Genomic DNA, 25,167 nt, shown 5'->3' with positions numbered 1-25,167 from the left:
CCTGGTTGATGACAAGGTGCTGGGGTTTTATACAGGCATTTGACGCTACTGCCCGTAATAGGCCTTCGCGCCGTGCTTGCGTAAATAGTGCTTATCCAGCAGGGTTTGCTGCATCTCCGGCAGCTGCGGCGCCAGCTGGCGGCAGAAAATCCCCATATAGGCGATCTCTTCCAGCACGATGGCGTTATGCACCGCGTCTTCCGCGTTTTTGCCCCACGCGAACGGGCCGTGGGAGTGCACCAGCACGCCGGGCATTTGCGCCGGGTCGATGGCGTTCTCGCGGAAGGTTTCGACGATAACGCGCCCGGTTTCCCACTCATACTCGCCGTTGATTTCGCTGTCGGTCATCAGGCGGGTACAGGGAACCGCGCCGTAGAAGTAGTCGGCGTGGGTAGTGCCGGTTGCCGGGATGGACTGGCCCGCCTGCGCCCAGATGGTCGCATGGCGCGAATGGGTATGTACGATACCGCCGAGGGTCGGGAAGGCCTGGTACAGCAGGCGATGGGTTGGGGTATCCGACGAGGGTTTCTTTTTCCCTTCCACCACTTCGCCGGTTTCGAGGCTCACCACCACCATATCCTCAGCGCTCATCGCGCTATAGTCGACGCCCGACGGCTTGATCACCAGCAGGCCCCGCTCGCGGTCGACGGCGCTGACGTTGCCCCAGGTTAAGGTCACCAGGTTGTGCCTGGGCAGCGCGAGGTTTGCTTCCAGCACCTGACGTTTCAGATCTTCTAACATTGTGTACTCCGAATTGCGGGTCAGCGCGGTTTCCCCTTTTCTCCTCTTTGCCGCGGCGCAGAGGGAGAAAAGGGGACGACCTTTTAACGTTTACCGGCGTAATAAACTTCGTTCCAGCGCAGCGCATCTTTGAAAGAAGGCAGGCGGGTTTCGCTATCAATCACGGTCAGCTCGATATCATGCAGCTCCGCAAACTGGCGCATATCGTCGAGCGTCAGGGAGTGGCTGAAGACCGTATGGTGCGCGCCGCCGGCAATGATCCAGGCTTCGGAGGCGGTGCGGAGATCCGGCTGCGCTTTCCACAGCGCGTTGGCCACCGGCAGCTTCGGCAGTTCGTGCGGGGTCGGCACCGTTTCAACGGTGTTAACCAGCAGGCGATAGCGATCGCCGAGATCGATCAGGCTGGCGACGATCGCCGGGCCGGTCTGGGTGTTGAAGATCAGGCGCGCAGGGTCGGCTTTACCGCCAATGCCCAGCGGCTGGACGTCGAGGATCGGTTTTTCCGCCGTGGAGATGGTTGGGCAGACCTCCAGCATATGCGAGCCGAGCACCAGATCGTTGCCGTTGTCGAAGTGGTAGGTGTAATCCTCCATAAAGGAGGTGCCGCCCTGCAGACCGGTTGACATCACCTTCATGATGCGAAGCAGGGCGGCGGTTTTCCAGTCGCCTTCGCCCGCAAAGCCGTAGCCCTGCTGCATCAGACGCTGCACGGCGAGGCCCGGAAGCTGCTTCAGGCCGTGTAAATCTTCAAAGGTGGTGGTGAAGGCGTGGAAGCCGCCCTGCTGCAGGAAGCGCTGCATGCCCAGCTCGATACGCGCGGCATCGAGAACGTTCTGCCGCTTATCGCCGTGCACCTGCGCCGCCGCGGTCAGGCGGTAGCTGCTTTCATACTCATCAACCAGGGCGCTGATCTCGCCTTCGCTGATGTCGTTGACCACCTGCACCAGATCGCCCACCGGCCAGGTATTGACCGAGAAGCCGAATTTGATCTGCGCGGCGACCTTATCGCCATCGGTGACCGCCACTTCGCGCATGTTATCGCCAAAGCGGCAGACTTTCAGATGACGGGTATCCTGCTTCGAGACCGCCTGGCGCATCCACGAGCCGATGCGCTGATGGGCGTCGCGATCCTGCCAGTGGCCGGTCACCACGCTATGCTGCTGGCACATACGGGCGCCAATAAAGCCAAACTCGCGGCCGCCGTGCGCGGTCTGGTTGAGGTTCATAAAGTCCATATCGATGCTGTCCCACGGCAGCGAGGCGTTGTACTGGGTGTGGAACTGCAGCAGCGGTTTATTGAGGATGGTCAGGCCGTTAATCCACATCTTGGCCGGAGAGAAGGTGTGCAGCCACACCACCATGCCGGCGCATTTATCATCGTAGTTAGCGTCGCGGCAGATGTGGGTGATTTCATCCGGCGTGGTGCCCAGCGGCTTTAATACCAGCCGGCACGGCAGTTTTGCCTCAGCGTTCAGGCTGTTCACCACGTGCTCGGCATGCTTCGTAACCTGACGCAGCGCTTCCGCGCCGTACAGATGCTGGCTGCCAATCACGAACCAGACTTCATAGTTATCAAAAATCGTCATTTTGGTGTCCTTAATGGGTGAGAGCTGGCTGAGATTGCGAGGCTTTTTCCGCCTGTGCAGCCGAAGGGAGATACTGTTGTTCAGCGCTGACTGACCATTGCTGGTAGCGCTGATAGAGCTGTTCGAAGCGCTGGGCCTGGGCCGGACGCGGCTGCAGGGTGCTTTCGACCCGGCTTGCCATATGCTGCTGGGCCGTTGGAATATCGCGATACACGCCGGCGGAGACGGCGGCAAAGATGGCCGCACCCAGCGCACAGCACTGATCGGAGGCGACAATCTGCAGCGGGCGGTTCAGCACGTCGCAGCAGGCCTGCATGATGACCGGGTTTTTGCGCGCGATGCCGCCCAGCGCCATCACGTTGTTGACCGGGATCCCCTGGTCGGTGAAGCACTCCATAATGGCGCGCGCGCCGAAGGCGGTGGCCGCCACCAGGCCGCCAAACAGCGCCGGCGCATCGGTGGCGAGATTCAGATCGGTGATGACCCCTTTCAGACGCTGGTTAGCGTTTGGAGTACGCCGTCCGTTGAACCAGTCCAGCACCACCGGCAGATGGTCGAGGGAGGGATTTTTCGCCCACGCCTCGGTCAGCGCCGGCAGCAGCTGCTTCTGGCTGGCGCGGATCGGCTCTTTCAGCTCCGGATGGGCAAGCGCCAGCTGCTCCAGCGGCCAGCCGAGAATGCGGCCAAACCAGGCGTAGATATCGCCAAAAGCCGACTGCCCGGCTTCCAGACCGATAAAGTCAGGCACTACGCTGCCGTCGACCTGGCCGCAGATGCCTTTCACCGTGCGGGAGCCAACGCTGTGCTTATCGGCAATGAGGATGTCGCAGGTGGAGGTGCCGATAACCTTAACCAGCGTATTCGGCTGTGCGCCGGCGCCTACCGCGCCCATATGGCAGTCGAAGGCGCCGCCGGAGATGGTCACCGTTTCCGCCAGACCCAGGCGCTGCGCCCATTCGGCGCTGAGCGTGCCGACCGGTACGTCGGCGGTCCAGGTATCGCTAAACATCGGCCAGCTGAGGTGCTGATTGATAACCGGGTCGAGTTCGTCGAAGAAGCTGGCCGGCGGCAGGCCGCCCCAGTCGGCGTGCCACAGGGATTTGTGCCCGGCGCTGCAGCGGCCGCGGCGAATATCCTGCGGGCGGGTGGTCGCGGAGAGCAGCGCCGGAACCCAGTCGCACAGCTCAATCCATGAGGCTGCTGCCTGCGCAACGGCGCTATCCTGACGGGTGACGTGAAGGATCTTGGCCCAGAACCATTCGCTGGAGTAGATGCCGCCGATATAGCGGGAGTAGTCCTCTTTGCCCGGCTGGTGGCACAGGCGGGTGATGGCCTCCGCCTCTTCCACCGCGGTATGGTCTTTCCACAGCACGAACATCGCATTCGGGTTGTTGGCGAACTCTTCCCGCAGGGCCAGCACGTTGCCGTTGGCGTCAATCGGCGCCGGCGTCGAGCCGGTGCTGTCAACGCCGATACCGACGACGGCGGTGCGCTGCTCGGGGCTCAGCAGCGCCAGCACGCTTTTCAGCGCGGCTTCCATTGATTCAATGTAATCACGCGGGTGGTGGCGAAACTGATTATTCGGGGCGTCGCAAAACAGCCCCTCCTGCCAGCGCGGGTACCACTCTACGCTGGAGGCGAGCTCTTCGCCGGTGGCGCATTCCACCGCCAGAGCGCGAACTGAATCACTACCAAAATCGAGGCCAATCGCAATTGCCATGCTGTTACTCCATGCTGAAAACCATTCATGGTGAAACAGTAGATATCCTCAGGAAAAACCGTCAGGCCGTATTCGCTAATCTTATGGATTATATTGCTATGGCATCGCAAAGTGTGACGCCGTGCAAATATTCAATGTGGACTTTCCTGCCGTATTTATAGACACTTTTGTTATGCGCTGGAATGGCTTACATTGAGCGTTGTTGTCGATTTTTGCTGAAATCAGGCGGGTTTTAATTCGAATTTCAACCCGCATCCCATTACGGGAAGCGCGCTTAGCGATAAAATAACGAATATGGACAATTGGTGTCCAGTACCTCTCCGGGAGAGCTGAGTTTATGGCTGAAACACAAAACGATCCTTTGCTACCGGGCTACTCTTTTAACGCCCACCTGGTGACGGGGCTGACGCCGATTGATGCGGAAGGCTATCTGGATTTCTTTATTGACCGCCCGCTCGGCATGAAAGGCTTCATCCTCAATCTGACGATCCGCGGTGAAGGGGTGATCAACAACCAGGACGAGCAGTTTGTCTGCCGGCCTGGCGATATTTTACTCTTCCCGCCGGGGGAGATTCATCACTACGGCCGCCATCCTGATGCCCGCGAGTGGTATCACCAGTGGGTCTACTTCCGTCCGCGGGCCTACTGGCATGAGTGGCTGAACTGGCCGACGATTTTCGCCCACACCGGCTTTTTCCGTCCCGATGAGCAGTGGCAGACGCGCTTTGGCGAGCTTTTCGGCCAGATCGTTGACGCCGGACAGGGGGCCGGGCGCTACTCTGAGCTGCTGGCGATCAACCTGCTGGAACAGCTGCTGCTGCGCCGCATGGAGGCCATTAACGAATCCCTCTATCCGCCGCTGGATAACCGGGTCCGCGACGCCTGCCAGTACATTAGCGATCACTTGGCGGACAGCCATTTTGATATTGCCAGCGTCGCCCAGCACGTCTGCCTGTCGCCGTCGCGGCTGTCGCACCTGTTCCGCCAGCAGCTGGGCATCAGCGTGCTGGGGTGGCGGGAAGATCAGCGGATCAGCCAGGCCAAGCTGCTGCTGAGCACCACGCGAATGCCCATCGCGACGGTGGGACGCAACGTTGGCTTTGAAGATCAGCTCTATTTCTCGCGGGTATTTAAAAAATGCACCGGCGCCAGCCCGAGCGAATTCCGTGCGGGATGTGAATAAAACGTAAATAAAGTGAAATGATGCCCCGGAAAATTGTCACAACCAGTAAACTATTCAGACAATTGATGGCTTGACGAAGGCGCGACGGCTCTGGAGAATCCGTGCTTCGTTTTTAAACCGGGCACACTATGCAAGCATTGCTGGAACATTTTATCACCCAATCCACGGTCTACTCGCTGATAGCCGTGATGCTGGTCGCCTTTCTTGAATCGCTGGCGCTGGTCGGGCTGATACTGCCGGGCACGGTGATGATGGCCGGGCTGGGCGCACTGATCGGCAGCGGTGAGGTTAACTTCTGGCAGGCGTGGCTGGCGGGTATCGTCGGCTGTTTATTCGGCGACTGGATCTCATTCTGGCTCGGCTGGCGGTTTAAAAAACCGCTGCATCGCTGGTCGTTTATGAAGAAAAACAAAGCGCTGCTTGATAAGACCGAGCACGCGCTGCATCAGCACAGCATGGTCACTATCCTGATCGGGCGCTTCGTTGGGCCGACGCGGCCGCTGGTGCCGATGGTTGCCGGGATGCTCGACCTGCCGGTGGCGAAATTTATTCTGCCGAATATTATCGGCTGCCTGCTGTGGCCGCCGCTCTACTTTTTACCGGGCATTCTTGCCGGCGCGGCCATTGATATTCCCGCCGATGAGAACAGCGCCAGCTTTAAGTGGTTGCTGCTGGGCGCCGCGCTGCTGGCGTGGCTGGCAGGCTGGCTCTGCTGGCGCCTGTGGCGTAGCGCGAAAACAAGCGATCGCTTGACCCGGCTGCTGCCGCGCGCGCGCCTGCTGTGGCTGTCGCCGCTGGCACTGGTGCTGGCGGGCGTGGCGTTAACCCTGGTGGTTCGCCACCCGCTAATGCCGGTCTATCTCAATATTCTGCACCACGTTATCGCGCGCTGATCCCGAGCAGATGCGAGGCGCTGCTGTTGCCGCTTAAGAGCGCATCGGTGGCGCCATCCCAGGCGATGCGCCCGTCGGCCACCACCAGTGACCGAGGGGCGATGCGGGCGGCATCCTCCACGCTATGCGACACCATCAGCAGCGTCAAACTGCGGCGCTGGCACACCTCCGCAACCAAAATCAGCATCTCCTGGCGCAGCGCCGGATCGAGCGCGGAAAACGGCTCATCCAGCAGCAGTACCGGCTGCTCGCGCACCAGACAGCGCGCCAGCGCCGCGCGCTGGCGCTGGCCGCCGGAGAGCTCGCCGGGAAGCCTCTCCAGCAGGGAGTCGATGCCCATCTGTTCGGCAATGGCCAGCAGGCTGGCGTTTTGCCCGGCGCTCAGCTTGAGGCCTGGGTGCATGCCGAGGCCGATGTTCTGCCGAATGGTGAGATGGTTGAAGAGGTTATTTTCCTGAAACAGCATTGATACCGGGCGACGGGCGGGCGGCGTCGCGGTATGCGGCTCGCCGTCAATGACGATGCTGCCGCTCGCCGGTGGTAAAAAGCCGGCGATCAGGTTCAGCAGAGTGCTTTTTCCCGCCCCGCTGGGGCCGAGCACCGCAATGCGTTCGCCCCGCTGCACGGAAAGGGTGAAACGCATCGGCAGGTGCTGGTACAGCCAGGTTACATCATTCAGTTTTAACATCACGCCCCGGTAGCTTCTCAATCACGGTAAAGAGGACAAAGCACAGCGCCAGCAGCAGCAGGGCGGTTACGGCACCGTCCTGGCTACGATAGGCGCCAATCTGCTGATACAGATAGAACGGCAGGGTGCGGAAATCGTCGTTGCCGAACAGCGCCACCACGCCGAAATCACCGATCGACAGCACGCAGGCAAAGGCCAGCGCCTGGGCCAGCGGGCGCTTCAGGGCGCGCAGCTCAACGACCCTCAGGCGGGTAAAGCCGCTTATTCCCAGCGAATTGCAGAGCATGCCGTAGCGCACGGCAACGTCGCGCATCGGATTTTCCAGCACCTTCAGCGCATAGGGGATGGCCATCAGCGCATTGGTGAAGATAACGATGCCGTCAGCGGAGTCGGGCAGGCCAACGCTATTATTGAGCAGTAAAAAGAAGCCGGTCGCGAGCACAATCCCCGGCATGGCGAGGATCAGCATCCCGCTGAGCTCCAGCGCCTGGCCGGCCAGCGGGCGGCTGCGGATGCGCAGCTCGCGGCTGCTCCACAGCAGCATCATCGTTAGAATCACGCTGAGTATCCCGGCGGCCAGCGCGATGCGCAGGGAGGTCGACAGGGCTTGCCATAGCTCAGGCTGGGCCAGCACCCGCGCCAGATTGTTATTCAGGCCATCGATGATGACCGCCAGCAGCGGCGGCAGCAGCAGCAGCAGTGCGACGGCAATCAGCACGAAGTCGGTGAGGCGGCTGTGCAGGCGATCGTCGGGGTCGCGCCAGCCGCGAACGTGGGTCACGCCGATCGCCACGGCCTTGCTCAGGCGCTGGCTGAGCAGCACCAGCCCGAGGCAGCAGCTCATCTGGATCAGCGCCAGCATCGCCGCGCGGGCCGGATCGTAATCAAAGCTTAGCGCCTGATAGATTGCCAGCTCAATGGTGGTGGCCCGCGGGCCGCCGCCAAGAGAGAGGACGGTCGCGAAGCTGGCGAAGCAGAGCATAAAGATCAGCGCCGCCACCGGAGGAATTTGCCGCCGCAGCCACGGCCACTCGACGAAGCGGAAAAAGTGAAAGCCGCGCATGCCAAGCTGGGCCGCAATTTGCCGCTGTTCACCGGGGATATTCTCCAGCGCCTGCAGCAGCAGGCGGGTCGCCATCGGCATATTGAAGAAGACGTGCGCCAGCAGGATCCCCTGCAGCCCGTAGGGCGAGAAATCCCACTGCCATCCCAGCGCGTTAAATGCCGCCGCCAGCCAGCCCTGGCGTCCGTAAACGCTCAGGATGCCAAATACCGCCACCAGTACCGGCAGGATAAGCGTCATCGCGCACAGGCGCAGCAGCAGCGTGCGGCCGGGAAAGCGGCGCCGGTAGAGGGCGCGGGCAAGAAAGATGGCCGGCACCACCGAGAGCAGCGCCGAAAGAAACGCCTGCCAGAAGGAGAAGCGAACGACGTGCCAGAGATAGCTATCGCCGACGATAGCCATCCAGGCCGCCTCCGGCGCGCTGCTCCAGAGCGCCAGAAAAGCGGCCAGCGCCACCACGACCAGCACGGTGGCGGCCGTCAGGCCCGGCAGCAGCCAGCCGATGGTTAGCGGCTGACGGCGCGTTGCCATGCGTTAATCCAGTTCTGCCGTTCGCCAGCGACCTGCTGCGGAGTGAACTCCAGGGTGGTCTGCGGTTTGATCAGCGTGTCAAAGCCGGCAGGGAGCGTCACCTGGGTGACGGGGTACATCCAGTTGCCCGCCGGAATCGCATTCTGGAACCCCGGAGAGACCATAAACTTAAGGAACTTCTCCGCCAGCTCCGGCTGCTTGCTGGCCGCGGTGCGGGCCGCCACTTCGACCTGCAGGTAGTGGCCTTCGCTGAAGCCGGCCGCCGCGTAGTTATCTTTTTTCTCTTCGATGATGTGATAGGCCGGAGAGGTGGTATAGCTCAGCACCAGATCGCTTTCCCCCTTCAGGAACAGGCCGTAGGCCTCGCTCCAGCCCTTGGTGACGGTGACGGTTTTTGCCGCCAGCTTCTCCCACGCCTGCGGGGATTTATCGCCGTACACCTTCTGCATCCACAGCAGCAGGCCGAGGCCCGGCGTGCTGGTGCGTGGATCTTCGTAGATCACCCGCCATTTCTGGTCGCTCTCAACCAGCTCCTTCAGGCTTTTGGGCGGATTTTTGAGCTTGTTTTTATCGTAGACGAAGGCGAAATAGCCGTAGTCAAAGGGGACGAAGGTATCGTTGTTCCAGCCGCCGGGTACCCTGAGCGCGTCGGTCGGCACGTTGCTTTTGGCGAATAGCTTGCTTTGCGCCGCCGCTTCCAGCAGGTTGTTGTCCAGTCCGAGTACCACATCGGCTTTGCTGTTTTTGCCTTCCATGCGCAGGCGATTCAGCAGCGAAACGCCGTCTTCCAGCGCCACGAACTTCAGCTCGCAGCCGCAGTCGGCTTCAAAGGCCTTTTTGACGGCCGGACCCGGGCCCCAGTCCGCAGAAAAGGAGTCGTAGGTATAGACGGTGAGAACGGGTTTAGCCAACGCGGGAGCGGCGACCAGCACCAGCAGCGGGAGTAATTTTTTCAACACTTTGCACCTCACAAAAAAGGGGTGGCAAAGGATTTTGAGTGAGCCTCAAATCCCTTCGCCGGCGTTATCCGGATCAGGTTCGACGGGTATTTTCTCAGCCCATACGCTGCATCCTGCAGGTTGTCACGATGCAACCTGAATGAAGCGGCGTATGTTTATTAGCACCCCGTTGAGAACGGCGACTAGTGTAATGATTTTGTTAGCGGACCGAAAGTGCTTAAGCGCCCGCCGGGGAAGGCGCTAGGGTTCCGGCGGCGCAAACCACGCCGATTTAAAATCAAACCAGCCGAGGGTGTTCATCCTCACGCCGCGCATGCTGCGCTGGCCCTGGATCATCAGCCAGTGGTGGATCAACGGGACGATCGTCTGGTTGGCCAGCAGCTGCTGGCTCCAGGTCGCAGGGTTTAACTCGCCCGCATGCCAGCGGCCGGCGTCCTCCTCCCAGTCAATCGGGATGCAGTGGCGAATGAGCGGGACTTCATACAGCCAGGCGAAGAGGGAGAAGTCGATCGGCAGGGTAAAGTTGGCGCTGTTTAGCCAGATGTCGCTGACCACCTCGCCGCGGTGCCACTCCGCGTATTCCAGCTCGCGGATCTCCAGCCTGACCTGATGCTCGGCTAACAGCGTCGCCATAATGCCGCCGATCGCGCGATGCTCAATGTGGTCCTGATAATAGGTCAGCGTCACCGACTCGAGGCCCGCGGGCTTCTCGCAGGCGTGGCTGCGCGCGTGGTGCCAGCGCGGCAGCAGGCCGTAGGCCGGGAACCAGTTGCCCTGGTAATGTTCGCCCGCGTGGTAGAGCAGGTTCGCCGGCTGGAACAGATAGCTCAGCCACTGGCGGACGGCGGCATTGGCGCCAAGCGGGCTGCGGGAATCAAACAGCAGGTAGTAGCAGCCCTCTTCCAGGCGGCTTTCGACGGCTTTCTCGCTCTGGGTGGTGCCCTGCAGGGTTAAGCCGCCGTTCGACTCCTCGCCAATCTCCGGCAGCACCCAGACGTTGACCTCGTCGATTAATGCCCGATAGCCGAAGTAGTCGTCGAAGGCGTGGATCTTAAGCTGGTTTTGGTTATTGCGCGCGACGGCATAGGGGCCGGTGCCGATCGGCATCGAGGAGTAGTTCTCCATCGACTGCCATTCGCGCGGCAGTATCACCGCCGAAACCTGGCCCAGCAGCCACGGCAGCCAGCGATCCGGCTGCGTCAGATGGATATCCAGCGTCCAGGCGGTCGGCGAGACGATGCGCTCAATATGGGCGTACAGCGGCAGGGCGTTGCTGCGCTGCAAAGAGGCGATCACGTCCTCCATTTCCAGCTCGCGTCCGTGGTGAAAGTGGATGCCGGGACGCAAAAAAAAGCGCCAGTGGGTGGCCGATAGCTGCTGCCAGTGGTGGGCAATATCGGCTTCCAGTTCCCCGTTTTCCTCATTTACCCGCGTCAGGGCGCTAAAGATTTGCCGGGCGATATGGTTTTCCGAACGGCGCAGCGCGCTGCCGGGGAGCAGATTTTTCATCGGTCGATAATAGAGCACGCGCAGAATATGCCGCCCCTGGCGAAAGCTCCGTCCGAGGTGGGAGACCAGCATCTGGCGCACGGCGGCCTTATCGCCAACCAGCTGCACCAGCTGATCGATGCGATCCTGCTCCAGCAGATCTTCCGCCCGCTGCTGCTGCAGCGCCAGGCCGGTGTAGAGGAAAGCCAGCTTTGAGCGCTTACCGCGTCCCGCTTCCGCCTCCCAGGTTAGCCAGCCGCGCTCTTCCATCATGTTCAGCAGGGTTCGCATATGGCGGCGCGAGCAGCTTAGCATCTCAGCCAGCTCGTTGAGCGTCGTCTCCTGCGACCTCCCTTCGCAGCATTGCCACAGGCGGATGAACTGTTGTTGCAGACGGGCAGAAGACATAAAAGGGGAACTCCTGATGAAAACTCAGCAATTTATTAATCCTCATATTAGGCCAATAATGGATTTCGATGAAGCGAGGAGATGAATATGACGAGGTCAACCGCTAAACAGTTCTACCAACGCTACTTTTCTGCGACGCAGGATGCGTCATGGCTAGCCCGCCTGATGGCAGGACGACGGCAGGAAATACTCGGCGAGCTGATGCAGTGGGGAGTTACGTCGCCGACCTCCGATCGTTAACTTGCCGATATCATGTGTGACTGAGTATTGGTGCGTACCTGTCCACTTTCGCGTTCCCGGCATTAGCGCGGCCTGCTTGTAGCGGCCGCCGGCCTGTAACCTGAAGCAGATAGAGTATAAAATCACCCGCCAGCAGATGACTTCTGCTGGCTTTTTTCGTTTTCTTCGCGTGCTAAGGACATGACATGCTGTGGTTAATGACGATGGGACGGCGGCTTAACGGCGTCTATGCGGCTTTTATGCTGGTCGCTTTTATGATGGGGATTGCCGGTGCGCTGCAGGCTCCGACGCTCAGCCTGTTTCTCAGCCGTGAGGTGGGCGCGCAGCCTTTCTGGGTCGGTCTGTTTTACACCGTTAACGCCATTGCCGGGATCGCGGTCAGCCTGGCGCTGGCGAAGCGCTCCGATAGCCAGGGCGACCGCCGCCGGCTGATTATGTTCTGCTGCCTGATGGCCGTGGGCAACGCGCTGCTGTTTGCCTTCAATCGCCACTACTTAACCCTGATTACCTGCGGCGTGATGCTGGCATCTATCGCCAATGCCGCGATGCCGCAGCTGTTCGCCCTGGCGCGGGAGTATGCCGACAGCTCGGCGCGGGAAGTGGTGATGTTCAGTTCGATCATGCGCGCCCAGCTGTCGCTGGCGTGGGTTATCGGCCCGCCGCTGGCCTTTATGCTGGCGCTGAACTACGGCTTTACCACCATGTTCTCCATTGCGGCCGTTATTTTTGTGATTAGCCTGGTGCTGATCGCCTGCAAGCTGCCGTCGGTGGCGCGGGTGGAGCAGCCTTCCGAGGCGGCAGGCGCGGTGGCGCAGGCCGGCGGCTGGCAGGATAAAAACGTGCGCATGCTGTTTATCGCCTCGACGCTGATGTGGACCTGCAACACCATGTACATCATCGATATGCCGCTGTGGATCAGCAGCGATCTCGGCCTGCCGGATAGCCTGGCCGGGATCCTGATGGGCACCGCAGCCGGGCTGGAGATCCCGGCGATGATTCTGGCGGGCTACTACGTCAAACGCTGGGGCAAGCGTCGCATGATGGTCGCCGCCGTAGCCGCCGGGGTGCTGTTCTACGCCGGGCTGATCCTGTTCCACGACCGCACGGCACTGCTGGCGCTGCAGCTGTTTAACGCGATTTTTATCGGTATTGTCGCCGGGATCGGCATGCTGTGGTTCCAGGACCTGATGCCGGGACGCGCGGGAGCGGCCACCACGCTGTTTACCAACAGTATTTCCACCGGCGTGATCCTCGCCGGCGTGCTGCAGGGGGCGCTGTCGCAGAGCTACGGCCACGCCAGCGTTTACTGGGCGATCGCGGCGATTTCGCTGGTGACCCTGTTTTTAACCGGCAAAGTGAAAGATATCTAGCCCGTTACCCGCCCGCGGATCGCCGCGGGCGGGCGAGTTCAGGAGAGGATATCGATCGTTTCCCGCAGCTGGCGGATGGCGATTTGCCCCGGCGCAGAGGCCTGGCCCGCGCTGCCGAACGTCATCGCTGAACCAAACAGTCGCCCGGTAACCCGGCTGATGCCGCCCATTTTGCCCATCGACATGGTGACGATCGGGCCGGTAGCGTGCTTCTCCTTCATCGCCAGCGTGGCGGAGAGGAGCGTCAGCACATCCTGCGGAGACTGCGGCATGACCGCTATTTTCGGCAGGTCGGCGCCCAGCTCCTGCATGCGGCAGAGGCGGCGAATAATCTCCTCTTCGGGCGGCGTTTTCTGGAAATCATGATTGCTGACGATCGTCTTAACGCCGGCGGCGTGGGCATCATCGATCAGGGCGCGGATCTGCGTCTCATCGTTGAAGAGCTCGATATCAATCACCTCGACCAGCCCGCTGAGCGCGACCTGACGGTTAAGCGCAAAGTAGTCCGCCTCGTCGAGCTGCGCCTCGCCGCCCTCCTTTTGGCTGCGGAAGGTGAACAGCAGCGGCGTATCGGCGAGGATCTGGCGAACTTCAGCCAGCGCCAGCAGTACCTGTTCGCTCTTGCCGACCTCGGCAAAGCCGTCGGCGCGCCATTCGATAATATCGGCATCGACTTCTACCAGCGCCCGAGCGCGAGCCTTCAGCTCATCGAGGGTTTGGCCCATCAGCGGGACGCAGATTCGGGTGGTACCTTGCTGGAAGGTGAGGTTCTTAACCGTTACGGTTGTCGTCATATCGAGGCCTGTGCGAATTTCCTGAGATCTTCTCAGCTCAGAAGGCATAAAAAAATGCCCGGTCATGGACCGGGCAGGTGAGCCGCTGGCGGTTTTAGTTCATAAAGGCCGGCTGCTTGTTCTCGTAGGCGGAGATCGCCCCTTCGTGCTGCAGCGTCAGGCCGATGCTATCGAGGCCATTCAGCATGCAGTGGCGGCGGAAGGCGTCGATTTTAAAGCTGTACGACTTGTCGCCCGCTTTCACCACTTCGGCTTCCAGATCCACCTCGAACGTAATGCCAGGGTTGGCCTGCACCAGCTTAAACATCTCGTCGACCTGCTCGTCGCTCAGGGTCACCGGCAGCAGCTGGTTGTTGAAGCTGTTGCCGTAGAAGATGTCGGCGAAGCTTGGCGCGATCACCACCTTAAAGCCGTAGTCGGTCAAAGCCCAGGGCGCGTGTTCGCGCGATGAGCCGCAGCCAAAGTTCTCCCGCGCCAGCAGAATCGAGGCGCCTTTGTACTCCGGGAAGTTGAGAATGAACTCCGGATTCGGCTGCTGCCCCTGGTCATCGAGGAAGCGCCAGTCGTTGAACAGATGCGCGCCAAAACCGGTGCGGGTGACTTTCTGCAGGAACTGCTTGGGAATGATCGCATCGGTATCGACGTTTGCGGCATCCAGCGGAACCACCAGGCCAGTATGTTGGGTAAATTTCTCTGCCATGATGGTCTCCTTATTTAATGTCGCGAATGTCGGCGAAATGGCCGCTGACGGCCGCCGCTGCGGCCATGGCCGGGCTGACTAAGTGAGTACGTCCGCCGCGGCCCTGACGGCCTTCAAAGTTACGGTTGCTGGTGGATGCGCAGCGCTCGCCGGGGTTCAGGCGGTCGTTGTTCATTGCCAGGCACATGGAGCAGCCCGGCAGACGCCATTCAAAGCCAGCTTCGATAAAGATCTTATCCAGGCCTTCCGCTTCCGCCTGCGCCTTCACCGGACCGGAGCCTGGGACAACCAGCGCCTGCACGCCCGGCGCGACTTTACGCCCTTTGGCAATTTCGGCCGCCGCGCGTAAGTCTTCAATGCGCGAGTTGGTACAGGAGCCGATAAAGACTTTATCAATCGCGACGTCGGTCAGCGGGATGCCCGGCTTCAGGCCCATATAGGCCAGCGCTTTTTCCGCGCTTGCGCGCTCTACCGGATCGGCGAAAGAGGCCGGGTCGGGGATCAGGTCGGTGACGGAGATAACCTGGCCCGGGTTGGTTCCCCAGGTGACCTGCGGAGCAATCTCTGCGGCCTGTAAGGTGACGACGCTGTCAAAGGTGGCGTCGGCGTCGGTGGTCAGGGTTTCCCAGTATGCGACCGCATCGCTAAAATCCTGGCCTTTAGGCGCGTGCAGACGGCCCTTCACGTAATCAAAGGTGGTTGCGTCCGGTGCCACCAGGCCCGCTTTCGCGCCCATCTCGATGGCCATGTTGCACAGGGTCATGCGACCTTCCATGCTCAGGTTGCGAATGGCTTCGCCGCAGAATTCGACCACGTGGCCGGTACCGCCGGCGCTGCCGGTTTTGCCGATGATCGCCAGCACGATATCTTTCGCGGTGATGCCGGGTGCCGCCTGGCCCTGAACTTCAATCTTCATCGTTTTGGCGCGGCCCTGCTTCAGGGTCTGGGTGGCCAGCACGTGCTCGACTTCAGAGGTCCCGATGCCGAAAGCCAGCGCGCCGAACGCGCCGTGGGTCGCGGTATGGGAGTCGCCGCAGACGATGGTCATCCCCGGCAGGGTTACGCCCTGCTCAGGGCCCATGACGTGAACGATCCCCTGATACGGGTGGTTCAGGTCATACAGCTCAACGCCGAATTCGTTACAGTTCTTAATCAGCTCCTGCATCTGGATACGCGCCATTTCGCCGGACGCGTTGATGTCTTTGGTCTGAGTCGAAACGTTATGATCCATGGTGGCGAAGGTTTTTCCCGGCTGGCGCACCTGGCGGTTGTGCGCGCGCAGGCCGTCAAACGCCTGCGGGGAGGTTACTTCGTGTACCAGATGACGGTCGATGTACAGCAGCGGGGTTTCGTTTTGCGCTTCATAAACCACGTGTGCATCAAACAATTTTTCATACAACGTCTTCGCCATGATTACACCCCTTCAGCGACATAGCGGGCAATGATGTCGCCCATTTCATCGGTACTGACCGCCGCCGCACCGCGCGCTAAATCGCCGGTACGGATGCCTTCTTCTAATGCGCGGTTGATCGCGCTTTCGATAGCCGTTGCCGCCGCGTCCGCATCGAGGCTGTAGCGCAGCAGCAGCGCCAGCGACAGGATTTGGGCGATCGGGTTAGCGATGTTCTTGCCGGCGATATCCGGCGCCGAGCCGCCTGCCGGCTCGTACAGGCCAAAGCCTTGTTCATTGAGGCTGGCGGAGGGCAGCATGCCCATTGAGCCGGTGATCATCGCGCATTCGTCGGACAGGATGTCGCCGAACAGGTTGGAGCACAGCAGCACGTCGAACTGGGACGGGTCTTTAATCAGCTGCATGGTGGCGTTGTCGATGTACATGTGCGCCAGCTCAACGTCCGGGTACTCTTTGGCGATTTCGCCGACGATTTCGCGCCACAGAATGGAGGACTGCAGCACGTTGGCTTTGTCGATAGAAGTCACTTTGCTCCGGCGCTTGCGGGCCGATTCAAACGCGATGTGCGCAATGCGCTCGATCTCAAAGCGGTGGTAAACCTCGGTATCAAACGCTTTCTCGTGATGGCCGCTGCCTTCACGACCCTTCGGCTGGCCGAAGTAGATGCCGCCGGTCAGTTCACGGACGCACAGGATATCGAAGCCGTTGGCGGCGATATCCGCGCGCAGCGGGCAAAACTCTTCCAGCCCCTGATACAGCTTCGCCGGACGCAGGTTGCTGAACAGCTTGAAATGTTTACGCAGCGGCAGCAGCGCGCCGCGCTCCGGCTGCTCTGCCGGCGGCAGGTGTTCCCATTTTGGGCCACCGACCGAGCCGAACAGAATGGCGTCTGCCTGCTCGCAGCCGTCTACGGTTGCCTGCGGCAGCGGAGTGCCCTGGCGGTCGATGGCGATGCCGCCAACGTCATACTGGCTGGTAGTAATGCGCATATCGAAACGGTTACGGACGGCTTCCAGTACTTTCATCGCCTGGTTCATGACTTCCGGGCCAATGCCATCACCTGGCAAAACAGCAATATGATAATTCTTCGACATTACACGGTTTCCTTATTGTTCTCGTTATTCTGAGCTTTGCGTTGCAACTCTTTTTCGACTTCAGCGGCGCGCCAGATGTTGTTCAGGACGTGAACCATCGCCTTCGCCGAGGACTCCACGATATCCGTCGCCAGCCCGACGCCGTGGAAGCGGCGACCGTTGTAGTTAACGACGATATCCACCTGGCCCAGCGCATCTTTACCGTGGCCCTTGGCGCTTAAACCATACTTAACCAGCTCGATGTCATACGCCGTAACGCGGTTGATGGCCTGATATACGGCATCGACCGGACCGTTGCCGTTAGCCGCTTCGGACTTCACTTCATCGCCGCAGGCCAGCTTGACGGAGGCGGTGGCGATGGCGTTGGAGCCGGACTGCACGCTGAAGTAGTCCAGGCGGAAATGCTCAGGCTCTTCCTGCTGCTTGTTAATAAAGGCCAGCGCTTCCAGGTCGTAGTCGAAGACCTGACCTTTTTTGTCCGCCAGCTTCAGGAAGGCGTCATACAGGTGGTCCATGTTGTAGTCGCTTTCCTTGTAGCCCATCTCTTCCATGCGGTGTTTCACCGCCGCGCGGCCGGAGCGGGAGGTCAGGTTCAGCTGTACCTGATTCAGGCCGATGGATTCCGGGGTCATGATTTCGTAGTTTTCGCGGTTCTTCAGCACGCCGTCCTGGTGAATACCGGAAGAGTGGGCGAAAGCGCCGGTGCCGACGATGGCTTTGTTCGCCGGGATCGGCATGTTGCAAATCTGGCTGACGGTCTGGCTGGTGCGCCAGATTTCGTTGTGATTGATGCGGGTGCGCACGTCCATAATGTCTTTACGCACCTTGATGGCCATGATCACTTCTTCCAGTGAGCAGTTGCCCGCGCGTTCGCCGATGCCGTTCATGGCGCCTTCGACCTGGCGCGCGCCGGCGTGGACGGCGGCAATGGCGTTGCCGACGGCTAAGCCCAAATCGTCATGGGTGTGAACTGAAATGATCGCTTTGTCGATGTTCGGCACGTGCTCGTACAGGCCGGTAATGATGTTGGAGAATTCGAACGGCATGGTGTAGCCGACGGTGTCCGGGATGTTAATGGTGGTAGCGCCGGCGCGGATGGCGGCTTCAACGACGCGCGCCAGGTCAGCAATCGGCGTACGGCCGGCATCTTCGCAGGAGAACTCAACGTCGTCGGTATAGTTACGGGCGCGTTTAATCATATAGATTGAACGCTCGATCACCTCATCGAGGGTGCTGCGCAGCTTGGTGGCAATGTGCATCGGCGAGGTGGCGATAAACGTATGAATACGGAACGCTTCGGCGATTTTTAAGGATTCGGCCGCGACATCGATATCTTTCTCTACGCAGCGCGCCAGGGCGCAGACGCGGCTGTTTTTGATGGTGCGCGCGATGGTCTGTACGGATTCAAAGTCGCCCGGAGATGAGACAGGGAAGCCGACTTCCATCACGTCTACGCCCATACGCTCAAGGGCCAGGGCAATCTGCAGCTTCTCTTTAACGCTCAGGCTGGCCTGTAACGCTTGTTCACCGTCACGTAAGGTCGTATCGAAAATAATGACTTGCTGGCTCATGGTTAAATCCTTAATCGGTGTCCTGGGCGCCTTGCTGACGAGCATAAAAAAACCCGCGCAATGGCGCGGGTTTTATAGTCTTACTGGAAGATGACTAACGCTTAACGTCGCCCAGCAGCCTACCGCGCAAATTGGATGCGTTTAGTAGTAGTAGGCTGGTGAAACGAGTGCTGCGAATCATTGCGTCATACTCCAGATGAAATCGATATGCTTTTAGAGTTACTGGATACGCCTTTTGATGTCAACCCCTGAGGGGGAAAAACGTCTTTTTACCTTGTCACTGAATTAGCTAATTGTGCTGAAGATCGCGCTTTTTTGCCGACAATCGTTTTTGGCGCTGCGGCAGGGGCGAGGCCATTTAAAACATTCACACAATTTCCTTTTCATTCAAGGCCTCACGCTGTCGCGGCGGCGACGGCAGCCATCTTAATGAAAAGACTGAGAATATTTACCATGTGAATGTATTTAAATGAGTTCAGGCTAATTATCTATGATAACGATATGTTAATTTTAATAGCGTGTTCACTCGATACTTTAATGCTGCTTCAATTTAAGTTAACTATTCCTGCCGTTGTTTATCCTTATAAGTTATGAGTAAACTTAGCGCCATCAAGTAATCGATATAGTTAAAATGAATCGGCTATTTTCTCATTCTGCTTATTTTTTCCGAAATCATAACTTTGATATATTCCTAAAATTCATTTTTACCCTTTTGCAAATTTCATATGCGTGATAAATGATATTTTCAGCATTAATTACTGTACTTGTGCAAAGGGAATTTAGCCTGATGGTGAAATTAGATATGATAATTGAAAGTATTGAATATCAAGCAGCCCCTGCGACGGAGGTGACGAAACCTCAGCTACGCATGGTCGATCTCAATCTGCTCACCGTCTTTGATGCGGTGATGCAGGAGCAGAATATTACTCGTGCGGCGCATTCGCTGGGGATGTCGCAGCCGGCGGTCAGCAACGCGGTATCGCGTCTGAAGGTGATGTTTAATGACGAGCTGTTCGTGCGCTACGGCCGCGGGATTCAGCCAACGGCGCGTGCGTTCCAGCTGTTTGGCTCGGTGCGCCAGGCTCTGCAGCTGGTGCAGAACGAGCTGCCGGGCTCCGGCTTTGAGCCAATAAGCAGCGAGCGGGTGTTTAATTTATGCGTGTGCAGCCCGCTGGATAACTATTTGACCGCCACAATCCTCAATAAAGTTAGTGAAGCCGCGCCAAATATTCATTTGATTTTTAAATCGGCGCTGAATCAAAATACCGACCATCAATTACGTTATCAGGAAATTGAATTCGTGGTGGGCTATGAAGAGTTTCGCCGCCCTGAATTTGCCTGCGTGCCGCTGTTTAACGATGAGATGGTATTAGTCGCCAGTCGTCAGCATCCGCGTATTAGCGGATTGCTGGCGGAAGAGGACATTTATCGGGAAGAGCACGCGGTTGTGGCCCTGGATCGCTATGCTTCATTCAGCCAGCCCTGGTATGACACTCTCGATAAACAGGCGCGAATTGCCTATCAGGGCAATGCGATGGTCAGCGTATTAAACGTGGTTTCGCAAACGCAAATGGTGGCTATTGCGCCGCGTTGGCTGGCGGCTGAATTCGCGGATAAGCTTAACCTGCAGCTGGTCACGCTGCCGCTGCAGGTTAATAGCCGGACCTGCTATCTCTCATGGCACGAAGCCGCGGGTCGCGATAAAGGCCACCAGTGGATGGAAGAACTGCTGGTCAGTATCTGCCGGCGCTAATCTGTGCGTACATCACCACAAACGGGAGCCGCGGCTCCTGCTTTGTGAGCGGGCAGCAGGGGATATTTGGGCCTGTCGCTGACCGGGGCTAACGCCGCGGCGATTTTCGGATGGTTTTATCTATTAGTAAGCAATAAGGCAGAATTTTATTCTGTTTAGCGGCGGCAGCTAGCGGCAGATTCAGATGAAAAATGGATGATTTCCTGCGGCACGGCAATTTGTCCGAGTAATGATTTGCGTCAATTCCTGTCGGTGAAGTTTTCCACCTGATTTTTTATAAAATCCTCTTTTTTATTCTTTTAATACCTCTCATGTCCCCGCGGTAGTGAATTGCCTGCCCGTTAGCGACCAGTTATGGTAAAGGCACGCAGTCCATTCACCTCAATGCGAAGACGAAACTCTGCGCATTGCGCGAACGCGCGGAAATTGAGTTCCGCTGTCGTTAAAAACAATAAGCCGGGAGGCAAACCATGGAGATGTTGTCAGGAGCCGAGATGGTCGTCCAGTCGCTTGTCGATCAGGGCGTCAAGCAAGTATTCGGTTATCCCGGGGGGGCGGTCCTCGATATCTATGATGCGCTACATACCCTCGGCGGTATCGATCATATTTTGGTCCGCCACGAGCAGGCCGCGGTGCATATGGCGGACGGTCTCGCCCGCGCAACGGGCGAAGTCGGGGTCGTGCTGGTGACCTCCGGGCCCGGGGCCACAAACGCCATTACCGGCATTGCGACGGCTTACATGGACTCTATCCCCCTGGTAATCCTCTCCGGACAGGTGGCGACTTCCCTGATTGGTTACGACGCCTTCCAGGAGTGCGACATGGTCGGTATTTCCCGACCGGTGGTGAAGCACAGCTTCCTGGTTAAGCAAACTGAAGATATCCCCGGCGTCCTGAAGAAAGCTTTCTGGCTGGCAGCCAGCGGCCGTCCCGGCCCGGTTGTTGTCGATCTGCCGAAAGATATCCTCAACCCGGCGAACAAACTGCCGTACGTCTGGCCGGATGCGGTCAGCATGCGCTCCTATAACCCGACAACCAGCGGGCATAAAGGACAAATTAAACGCGCTCTGCAAACGCTGATCGCGGCCAAACATCCGGTGGTATACGTTGGCGGCGGGGCGATTAACGCCCAATGCGAAGAGCAGCTGTACAGCCTGGTGGAAAAACTGAATCTGCCGGTCGCGTCGTCGTTGATGGGGCTGGGCGCTTTCCCGGCCTCGCACCAGCAGGCGCTGGGCATGCTGGGCATGCACGGCACCTATGAAGCCAATATGACGATGCACCACTCCGACGTGATTTTCGCCGTTGGCGTGCGCTTTGACGATCGCACAACCAACAATCTGGCAAAATACTGCCCGAATGCCACGGTGCTGCATATCGACATCGATCCGACGTCAATTTCGAAAACGGTGCCGGCCGATGTGCCGATCGTTGGCGATGCCCGTCAGGTGCTGGAGCAGATGCTGGAGCTGCTGGGGCAGGAAGAGGCGCTGCAGCCGCTGGATGAGCTTCGCGACTGGTGGCAGCAGATCGAGCAGTGGCGCGCGCGTCACTGCCTGCAATACGATAAGCAAAGCGGCAAGATTAAACCGCAGGCGGTGATCGAGACTATCTGGCGTCTGACCAACGGGGATGCCTACGTCACCTCCGACGTCGGCCAGCATCAGATGTTTGCCGCGCTCTATTATCCCTTCGATAAGCCGAGACGCTGGATCAACTCCGGTGGCCTGGGCACGATGGGCTTCGGCCTGCCCGCGGCGCTCGGCGTGAAGATGGCGCTGCCGGATGAGACCGTTATTTGCGTCACCGGCGACGGCAGTATTCAGATGAATATCCAGGAGCTTTCCACCGCGCTGCAGTACGAACTGCCGGTTCTGGTGCTGAACCTGAATAACCGCTATCTCGGGATGGTGAAACAGTGGCAGGACATGATCTATTCCGGCCGCCACTCGCAGTCGTATATGGAGTCGCTCCCGGACTTTGTCCGCCTTGCAGAAGCGTATGGTCACGTAGGGATTCGCATTAACGAGCCGCAGGAGCTGGAGTCGAAGCTGACCGAAGCGCTGGAGCAGGTGCGTAATAATCGTCTGGTCTTCGTCGACGTAACGGTTGACGGCAGCGAGCACGTGTATCCGATGCATATCCGCGGCGGCGGGATGGACGAGATGTGGTTGAGCAAAACGGAGAGAACCTGATTATGCGCCGGATATTATCGGTATTACTGGAAAACGAATCGGGAGCCTTATCGCGCGTTATTGGTCTCTTTGCGCAGCGTGGGTATAACATTGAAAGCCTGACGGTGGCACCCACCGATGACCCGACGCTCTCGCGAATGACGATTCAGACCGTGGGCGATGAGAAAGCGATTGAGCAGATCGAAAAGCAGCTGCATAAGCTGGTAGACGTGCTGCGCGTCAGCGAGCTCGGACAAAACTCGCACGTTGAGCGCGAGATTATGCTGGTGAAGGTGCAGGCAAGCGGCTTTGGCCGCGAGGAGGTCAAGCGCAACACCGAGATCTTCCGCGGGCAGATTATTGACGTCACCCCGTCTATCTACACCGTTCAGCTGGTTGGCACCAGCGATAAGCTGGATGCATTCATCGCCTCGCTGCGTGACGTTGCGAGAATCGTTGAAGTTGCTCGCTCGGGCGTCGTTGGCCTGTCGCGCGGCGACAAAATAATGCGCTGAGTCGCTGAAAATGAGCTAAAAATAGCCCGGCACAAACTGTCGGGCTATTTTTTTGCGAAATCGGTAGGAACTGGAGACAAAACCGGTTGCTGTGCTAACTGTTCTGCGTTTAGATGTTATGAAAATGAATCCATACCTGAAGAAAGGTTATGTTCTGTACTAAATTACCCAAGGGGCAATTGTGAAACTGGATGAAATCGCCCGGCTGGCCGGTGTTTCGCGAACCACCGCTAGCTATGTGATTAACGGTAAAGCGAAGCAGTACCGCGTGAGCGATAAAACGGTCGAAAAGGTGATGGCTGTGGTTCGTGAACACAACTATCACCCGAATGCGGTCGCTGCCGGCCTGCGTGCAGGACGCACGCGTTCTATTGGTCTGGTTATTCCGGATCTGGAAAACACCAGCTATACCCGCATTGCTAACTACCTCGAGCGGCAGGCGCGCCAGCGTGGCTATCAGCTGCTGATCGCCTGTTCGGAAGATCAGCCCGATAACGAGATGCGCTGCATTGAGCACCTGCTGCAGCGCCAGGTCGATGCGATTATCGTGTCGACCTCACTACCGCCCGAGCACCCGTTCTATCAGCGCTGGGCCAACGATCCGTTCCCGATTGTTGCGCTCGATCGCGCGCTCGATCGTGAACACTTCACCAGCGTTGTCGGTGCCGATCGCGACGATGCGGAAATGCTCGGTGCTGAGCTGCGCAAATTCCCCGGCGACAGCGTGCTGTATCTTGGCGCTTTGCCGGAGCTGTCGGTGAGCTTCCTGCGCGAGCAGGGCTTCCGGACCGCGTGGCAGGACGATCCGCGTGAGGTGCAGTATCTCTACGCTAACAGCTACGAGCGCGAAGCGGCGGGTCAGCTGTTCGAAAAGTGGCTGGAAACCCATCCGATGCCGCAGGCGCTATTTACCACCTCGTTCCCGCTGCTGCAGGGCGTGATGGACGTGACGCTGCGTCGGGAAGGCAAGCTGCCCTCCGAGCTGGCGATTGCGACCTTCGGCGATAACGAACTGCTGGATTTCCTCCAGTGTCCGGTGCTGGCAGTGGCTCAGCGCCACCGTGACGTTGCCGAGCGCGTGCTGGAGATCGTCCTCGCCAGCCTCGATGAACCGCGCAAGCCAAAGCCTGGCCTAAGCCGGATTCGCCGGAATTTGTATCGCCGCGGGAGCCTGAACCGTCGTTGAATATTTCCGGCAGCAGGCTGCCGGGATAATTCTGCCGCCGCTCGCCAGACGGATACGCGTCTGGCGATAATCCATACAAATTGGCTTAAAAATGCAAAACTGAATATCTTTCAGACAAATCCCTAAACTTCTTTACGCATTATTTTGTTTTATTCTGGAGTAGGCGCTTTCTTGCACCTGATGGGTATAAGAAAAGATCTCCCGGCCGATATTTGTATTATTTTGTTACATTCACTGAGTTAATCGCTGAATTAACACTCATTTTATCGCAGACAATACCCCCAATCTTCGCCACCCCGCGACAAGAGAGCCTCTCCGCAGACATCAGGCACTGTTAACGGGCATCAGAATCGCCTAAAATGCCGCTCGCGTCGCAAACTGACACTTTATATTTTCCCGCCGAAGATATTTTGTTGCTTTTAACTGTTACGAATTTGTTGGTTGTTTTCTTACACGTATTCATGACGTTAATTTGCCTCGTTTGTTGATGATTTTATCATCAGGCCTAATATCGGCGGTAAATAATGGGTTTTTAAGCTTCGTTGGTATTCGTGCTGGCTTGACAAGCTTTTCCTCCGCTCCGTAAACTCCTTCTGGTGGGAATTTGTGGGTTAAAGTGGCGAAAAGGGGTGAGGCTGGCATGTTCCGTGGGGCAACGTTAGTCAATCTCGACAGCAAAGGCCGTCTGGCCGTACCGACGCGTTACCGCGACGGGCTGATTGAGAGCGCTTCCGGTCAATTGGTTTGCACCATTGACATTCATCACCCGTGCCTGCTGCTTTACCCCTTGCCTGAATGGGAAATCATCGAGCAAAAATTGTCGCGTTTGTCGAGCATGAACCCCGCTGAGCGGCGCGTACAGCGTCTGCTTCTGGGACATGCCAGCGAATGTCAGATGGATAATGCCGGGCGGCTCTTGATCGCTCCGGTGTTACGGCAGCATGCCGGGCTGACAAAAGAAGTGATGCTGGTCGGGCAGTTCAATAAGTTTGAGCTGTGGGATGAAACGACCTGGTATCAACGGGTCAAGGAAGATATCGACGCTGAGCAGTCCGCAACCGGGGAACTGCCGGAGCGACTGCAGGATTTGTCTTTATAA

The 25,167-nt window shown here is 58.5% G+C and carries 22 protein-coding genes and 1 riboswitch; of the genes, 9 read left to right on the top strand and 13 right to left on the bottom strand.

Features of this window, described 5'->3' with window-relative positions:
- Positions 1 to 45 precede the first annotated feature (45 nt).
- The 3 genes from araD to araB all read right to left on the bottom strand — a co-directional run bounded on the left by araD (position 46) and on the right by araB (position 4,047).
- Positions 46 to 741, bottom strand: coding sequence for an L-ribulose-5-phosphate 4-epimerase (gene araD, locus HCK03_RS22375; protein WP_123552719.1), 696 nt, complete (start codon positions 739 to 741; stop codon positions 46 to 48).
- A gap of 83 nt (positions 742 to 824) precedes the next feature.
- Complete coding sequence (araA, locus tag HCK03_RS22370) at positions 825 to 2,327, bottom strand: L-arabinose isomerase (RefSeq protein WP_167692202.1); 1,503 nt, start codon at positions 2,325 to 2,327, stop codon at positions 825 to 827.
- 10 nt (positions 2,328 to 2,337) lie between these two features.
- On the bottom strand, positions 2,338 to 4,047 hold the full coding sequence (gene araB, locus HCK03_RS22365) for a ribulokinase (RefSeq protein WP_167692201.1): 1,710 nt from the start codon (positions 4,045 to 4,047) through the stop codon (positions 2,338 to 2,340).
- A gap of 337 nt (positions 4,048 to 4,384) precedes the next feature.
- Here araB and araC point away from each other — a divergent pair, with 337 nt between their 5' ends.
- The gene (gene araC, locus HCK03_RS22360; protein ID WP_041144026.1) at positions 4,385 to 5,230 is read left to right on the top strand and encodes an arabinose operon transcriptional regulator AraC; all 846 of its coding nucleotides are present in this window, start codon (positions 4,385 to 4,387) and stop codon (positions 5,228 to 5,230) included.
- Positions 5,231 to 5,358: 128 nt separating this feature from the next.
- On the top strand, positions 5,359 to 6,123 hold the full coding sequence (locus tag HCK03_RS22355; RefSeq protein ID WP_115193575.1) for a DedA family protein: 765 nt from the start codon (positions 5,359 to 5,361) through the stop codon (positions 6,121 to 6,123).
- Here HCK03_RS22355 and thiQ read toward each other — a convergent pair.
- The 4 genes from thiQ to sgrR all read right to left on the bottom strand — a co-directional run bounded on the left by thiQ (position 6,110) and on the right by sgrR (position 11,260).
- A complete protein-coding gene (gene thiQ, locus HCK03_RS22350; protein WP_041144028.1) occupies positions 6,110 to 6,811 on the bottom strand; it encodes a thiamine ABC transporter ATP-binding protein ThiQ in 702 nt (233 codons plus the stop codon). The two genes, HCK03_RS22355 and thiQ, sit on opposite strands and share 14 nt — an antisense overlap.
- Entirely contained in the window at positions 6,795 to 8,405 is a 1,611-nt protein-coding gene (gene thiP, locus HCK03_RS22345) for a thiamine/thiamine pyrophosphate ABC transporter permease ThiP (protein WP_167692200.1), read from the bottom strand. Before thiP ends, thiQ begins: the two co-directional genes overlap by 17 nt.
- Entirely contained in the window at positions 8,381 to 9,364 is a 984-nt protein-coding gene (thiB, locus tag HCK03_RS22340) for a thiamine ABC transporter substrate binding subunit (RefSeq protein WP_041144030.1), read from the bottom strand. Before thiB ends, thiP begins: the two co-directional genes overlap by 25 nt.
- A gap of 32 nt (positions 9,365 to 9,396) precedes the next feature.
- Positions 9,397 to 9,543: riboswitch (TPP riboswitch) on the bottom strand.
- A 61-nt stretch (positions 9,544 to 9,604) separates the two neighbouring features.
- A complete protein-coding gene (gene sgrR, locus HCK03_RS22335) occupies positions 9,605 to 11,260 on the bottom strand; it encodes an HTH-type transcriptional regulator SgrR (RefSeq protein WP_041144031.1) in 1,656 nt (551 codons plus the stop codon).
- An 87-nt stretch (positions 11,261 to 11,347) separates the two neighbouring features.
- On the opposite strand from sgrR, the gene sgrT reads away from it, so the two are divergent.
- Positions 11,348 to 11,500: a glucose uptake inhibitor SgrT gene (gene sgrT / locus HCK03_RS22330; protein ID WP_071844885.1), complete on the top strand. Its 153-nt coding sequence runs from the start codon at positions 11,348 to 11,350 to the stop codon at positions 11,498 to 11,500.
- A 185-nt stretch (positions 11,501 to 11,685) separates the two neighbouring features.
- The gene (locus HCK03_RS22325; protein WP_115193571.1) at positions 11,686 to 12,870 is read left to right on the top strand and encodes a sugar efflux transporter; all 1,185 of its coding nucleotides are present in this window, start codon (positions 11,686 to 11,688) and stop codon (positions 12,868 to 12,870) included.
- Between the two features lie 38 nt (positions 12,871 to 12,908).
- On the opposite strand, the gene aroD is transcribed toward HCK03_RS22325, so the two are convergent.
- From aroD to leuL, 6 genes are all read right to left on the bottom strand, one after another.
- Positions 12,909 to 13,664, bottom strand: a complete 756-nt coding sequence (aroD, locus tag HCK03_RS22320; RefSeq protein WP_167692199.1) for a type I 3-dehydroquinate dehydratase — start codon at positions 13,662 to 13,664, stop codon at positions 12,909 to 12,911.
- A 94-nt stretch (positions 13,665 to 13,758) separates the two neighbouring features.
- A complete protein-coding gene (gene leuD / locus HCK03_RS22315) occupies positions 13,759 to 14,364 on the bottom strand; it encodes a 3-isopropylmalate dehydratase small subunit (RefSeq protein WP_041144034.1) in 606 nt (201 codons plus the stop codon).
- A gap of 10 nt (positions 14,365 to 14,374) precedes the next feature.
- Positions 14,375 to 15,775, bottom strand: coding sequence for a 3-isopropylmalate dehydratase large subunit (gene leuC, locus HCK03_RS22310; RefSeq protein WP_041144035.1), 1,401 nt, complete (start codon positions 15,773 to 15,775; stop codon positions 14,375 to 14,377).
- Positions 15,776 to 15,777: 2 nt separating this feature from the next.
- Positions 15,778 to 16,869: a 3-isopropylmalate dehydrogenase gene (gene leuB / locus HCK03_RS22305; protein WP_041144036.1), complete on the bottom strand. Its 1,092-nt coding sequence runs from the start codon at positions 16,867 to 16,869 to the stop codon at positions 15,778 to 15,780.
- Positions 16,869 to 18,440, bottom strand: coding sequence for a 2-isopropylmalate synthase (leuA, locus tag HCK03_RS22300; RefSeq protein ID WP_076946397.1), 1,572 nt, complete (start codon positions 18,438 to 18,440; stop codon positions 16,869 to 16,871). The genes leuB and leuA overlap by 1 nt, the downstream gene beginning before the upstream one ends.
- Positions 18,441 to 18,534: 94 nt before the next feature.
- A complete protein-coding gene (leuL, locus tag HCK03_RS22295) occupies positions 18,535 to 18,621 on the bottom strand; it encodes a leu operon leader peptide (protein WP_115193567.1) in 87 nt (28 codons plus the stop codon).
- Between the two features lie 603 nt (positions 18,622 to 19,224).
- Between leuL and leuO the strand changes: the two genes are divergently transcribed.
- From leuO to mraZ, 5 genes are all read left to right on the top strand, one after another.
- Positions 19,225 to 20,193, top strand: coding sequence for a transcriptional regulator LeuO (leuO, locus tag HCK03_RS22290; protein ID WP_143967981.1), 969 nt, complete (start codon positions 19,225 to 19,227; stop codon positions 20,191 to 20,193).
- Positions 20,194 to 20,663: 470 nt separating this feature from the next.
- Positions 20,664 to 22,388: an acetolactate synthase 3 large subunit gene (gene ilvI, locus HCK03_RS22285; RefSeq protein WP_041144038.1), complete on the top strand. Its 1,725-nt coding sequence runs from the start codon at positions 20,664 to 20,666 to the stop codon at positions 22,386 to 22,388.
- Positions 22,389 to 22,390: 2 nt separating this feature from the next.
- Entirely contained in the window at positions 22,391 to 22,882 is a 492-nt protein-coding gene (ilvN, locus tag HCK03_RS22280) for an acetolactate synthase small subunit (RefSeq protein ID WP_041144039.1), read from the top strand.
- 181 nt (positions 22,883 to 23,063) lie between these two features.
- Positions 23,064 to 24,068, top strand: coding sequence for a catabolite repressor/activator (gene cra, locus HCK03_RS22275; RefSeq protein ID WP_041144040.1), 1,005 nt, complete (start codon positions 23,064 to 23,066; stop codon positions 24,066 to 24,068).
- 640 nt (positions 24,069 to 24,708) lie between these two features.
- A complete protein-coding gene (gene mraZ / locus HCK03_RS22270) occupies positions 24,709 to 25,167 on the top strand; it encodes a division/cell wall cluster transcriptional repressor MraZ (protein ID WP_041144041.1) in 459 nt (152 codons plus the stop codon).

Source organism: Klebsiella terrigena (assembly GCF_012029655.1).
Taxonomy (GTDB): Bacteria; Pseudomonadota; Gammaproteobacteria; order Enterobacterales; family Enterobacteriaceae; genus Klebsiella; species Klebsiella terrigena.
This window is presented reverse-complemented; position numbering and strand designations above follow the sequence as displayed.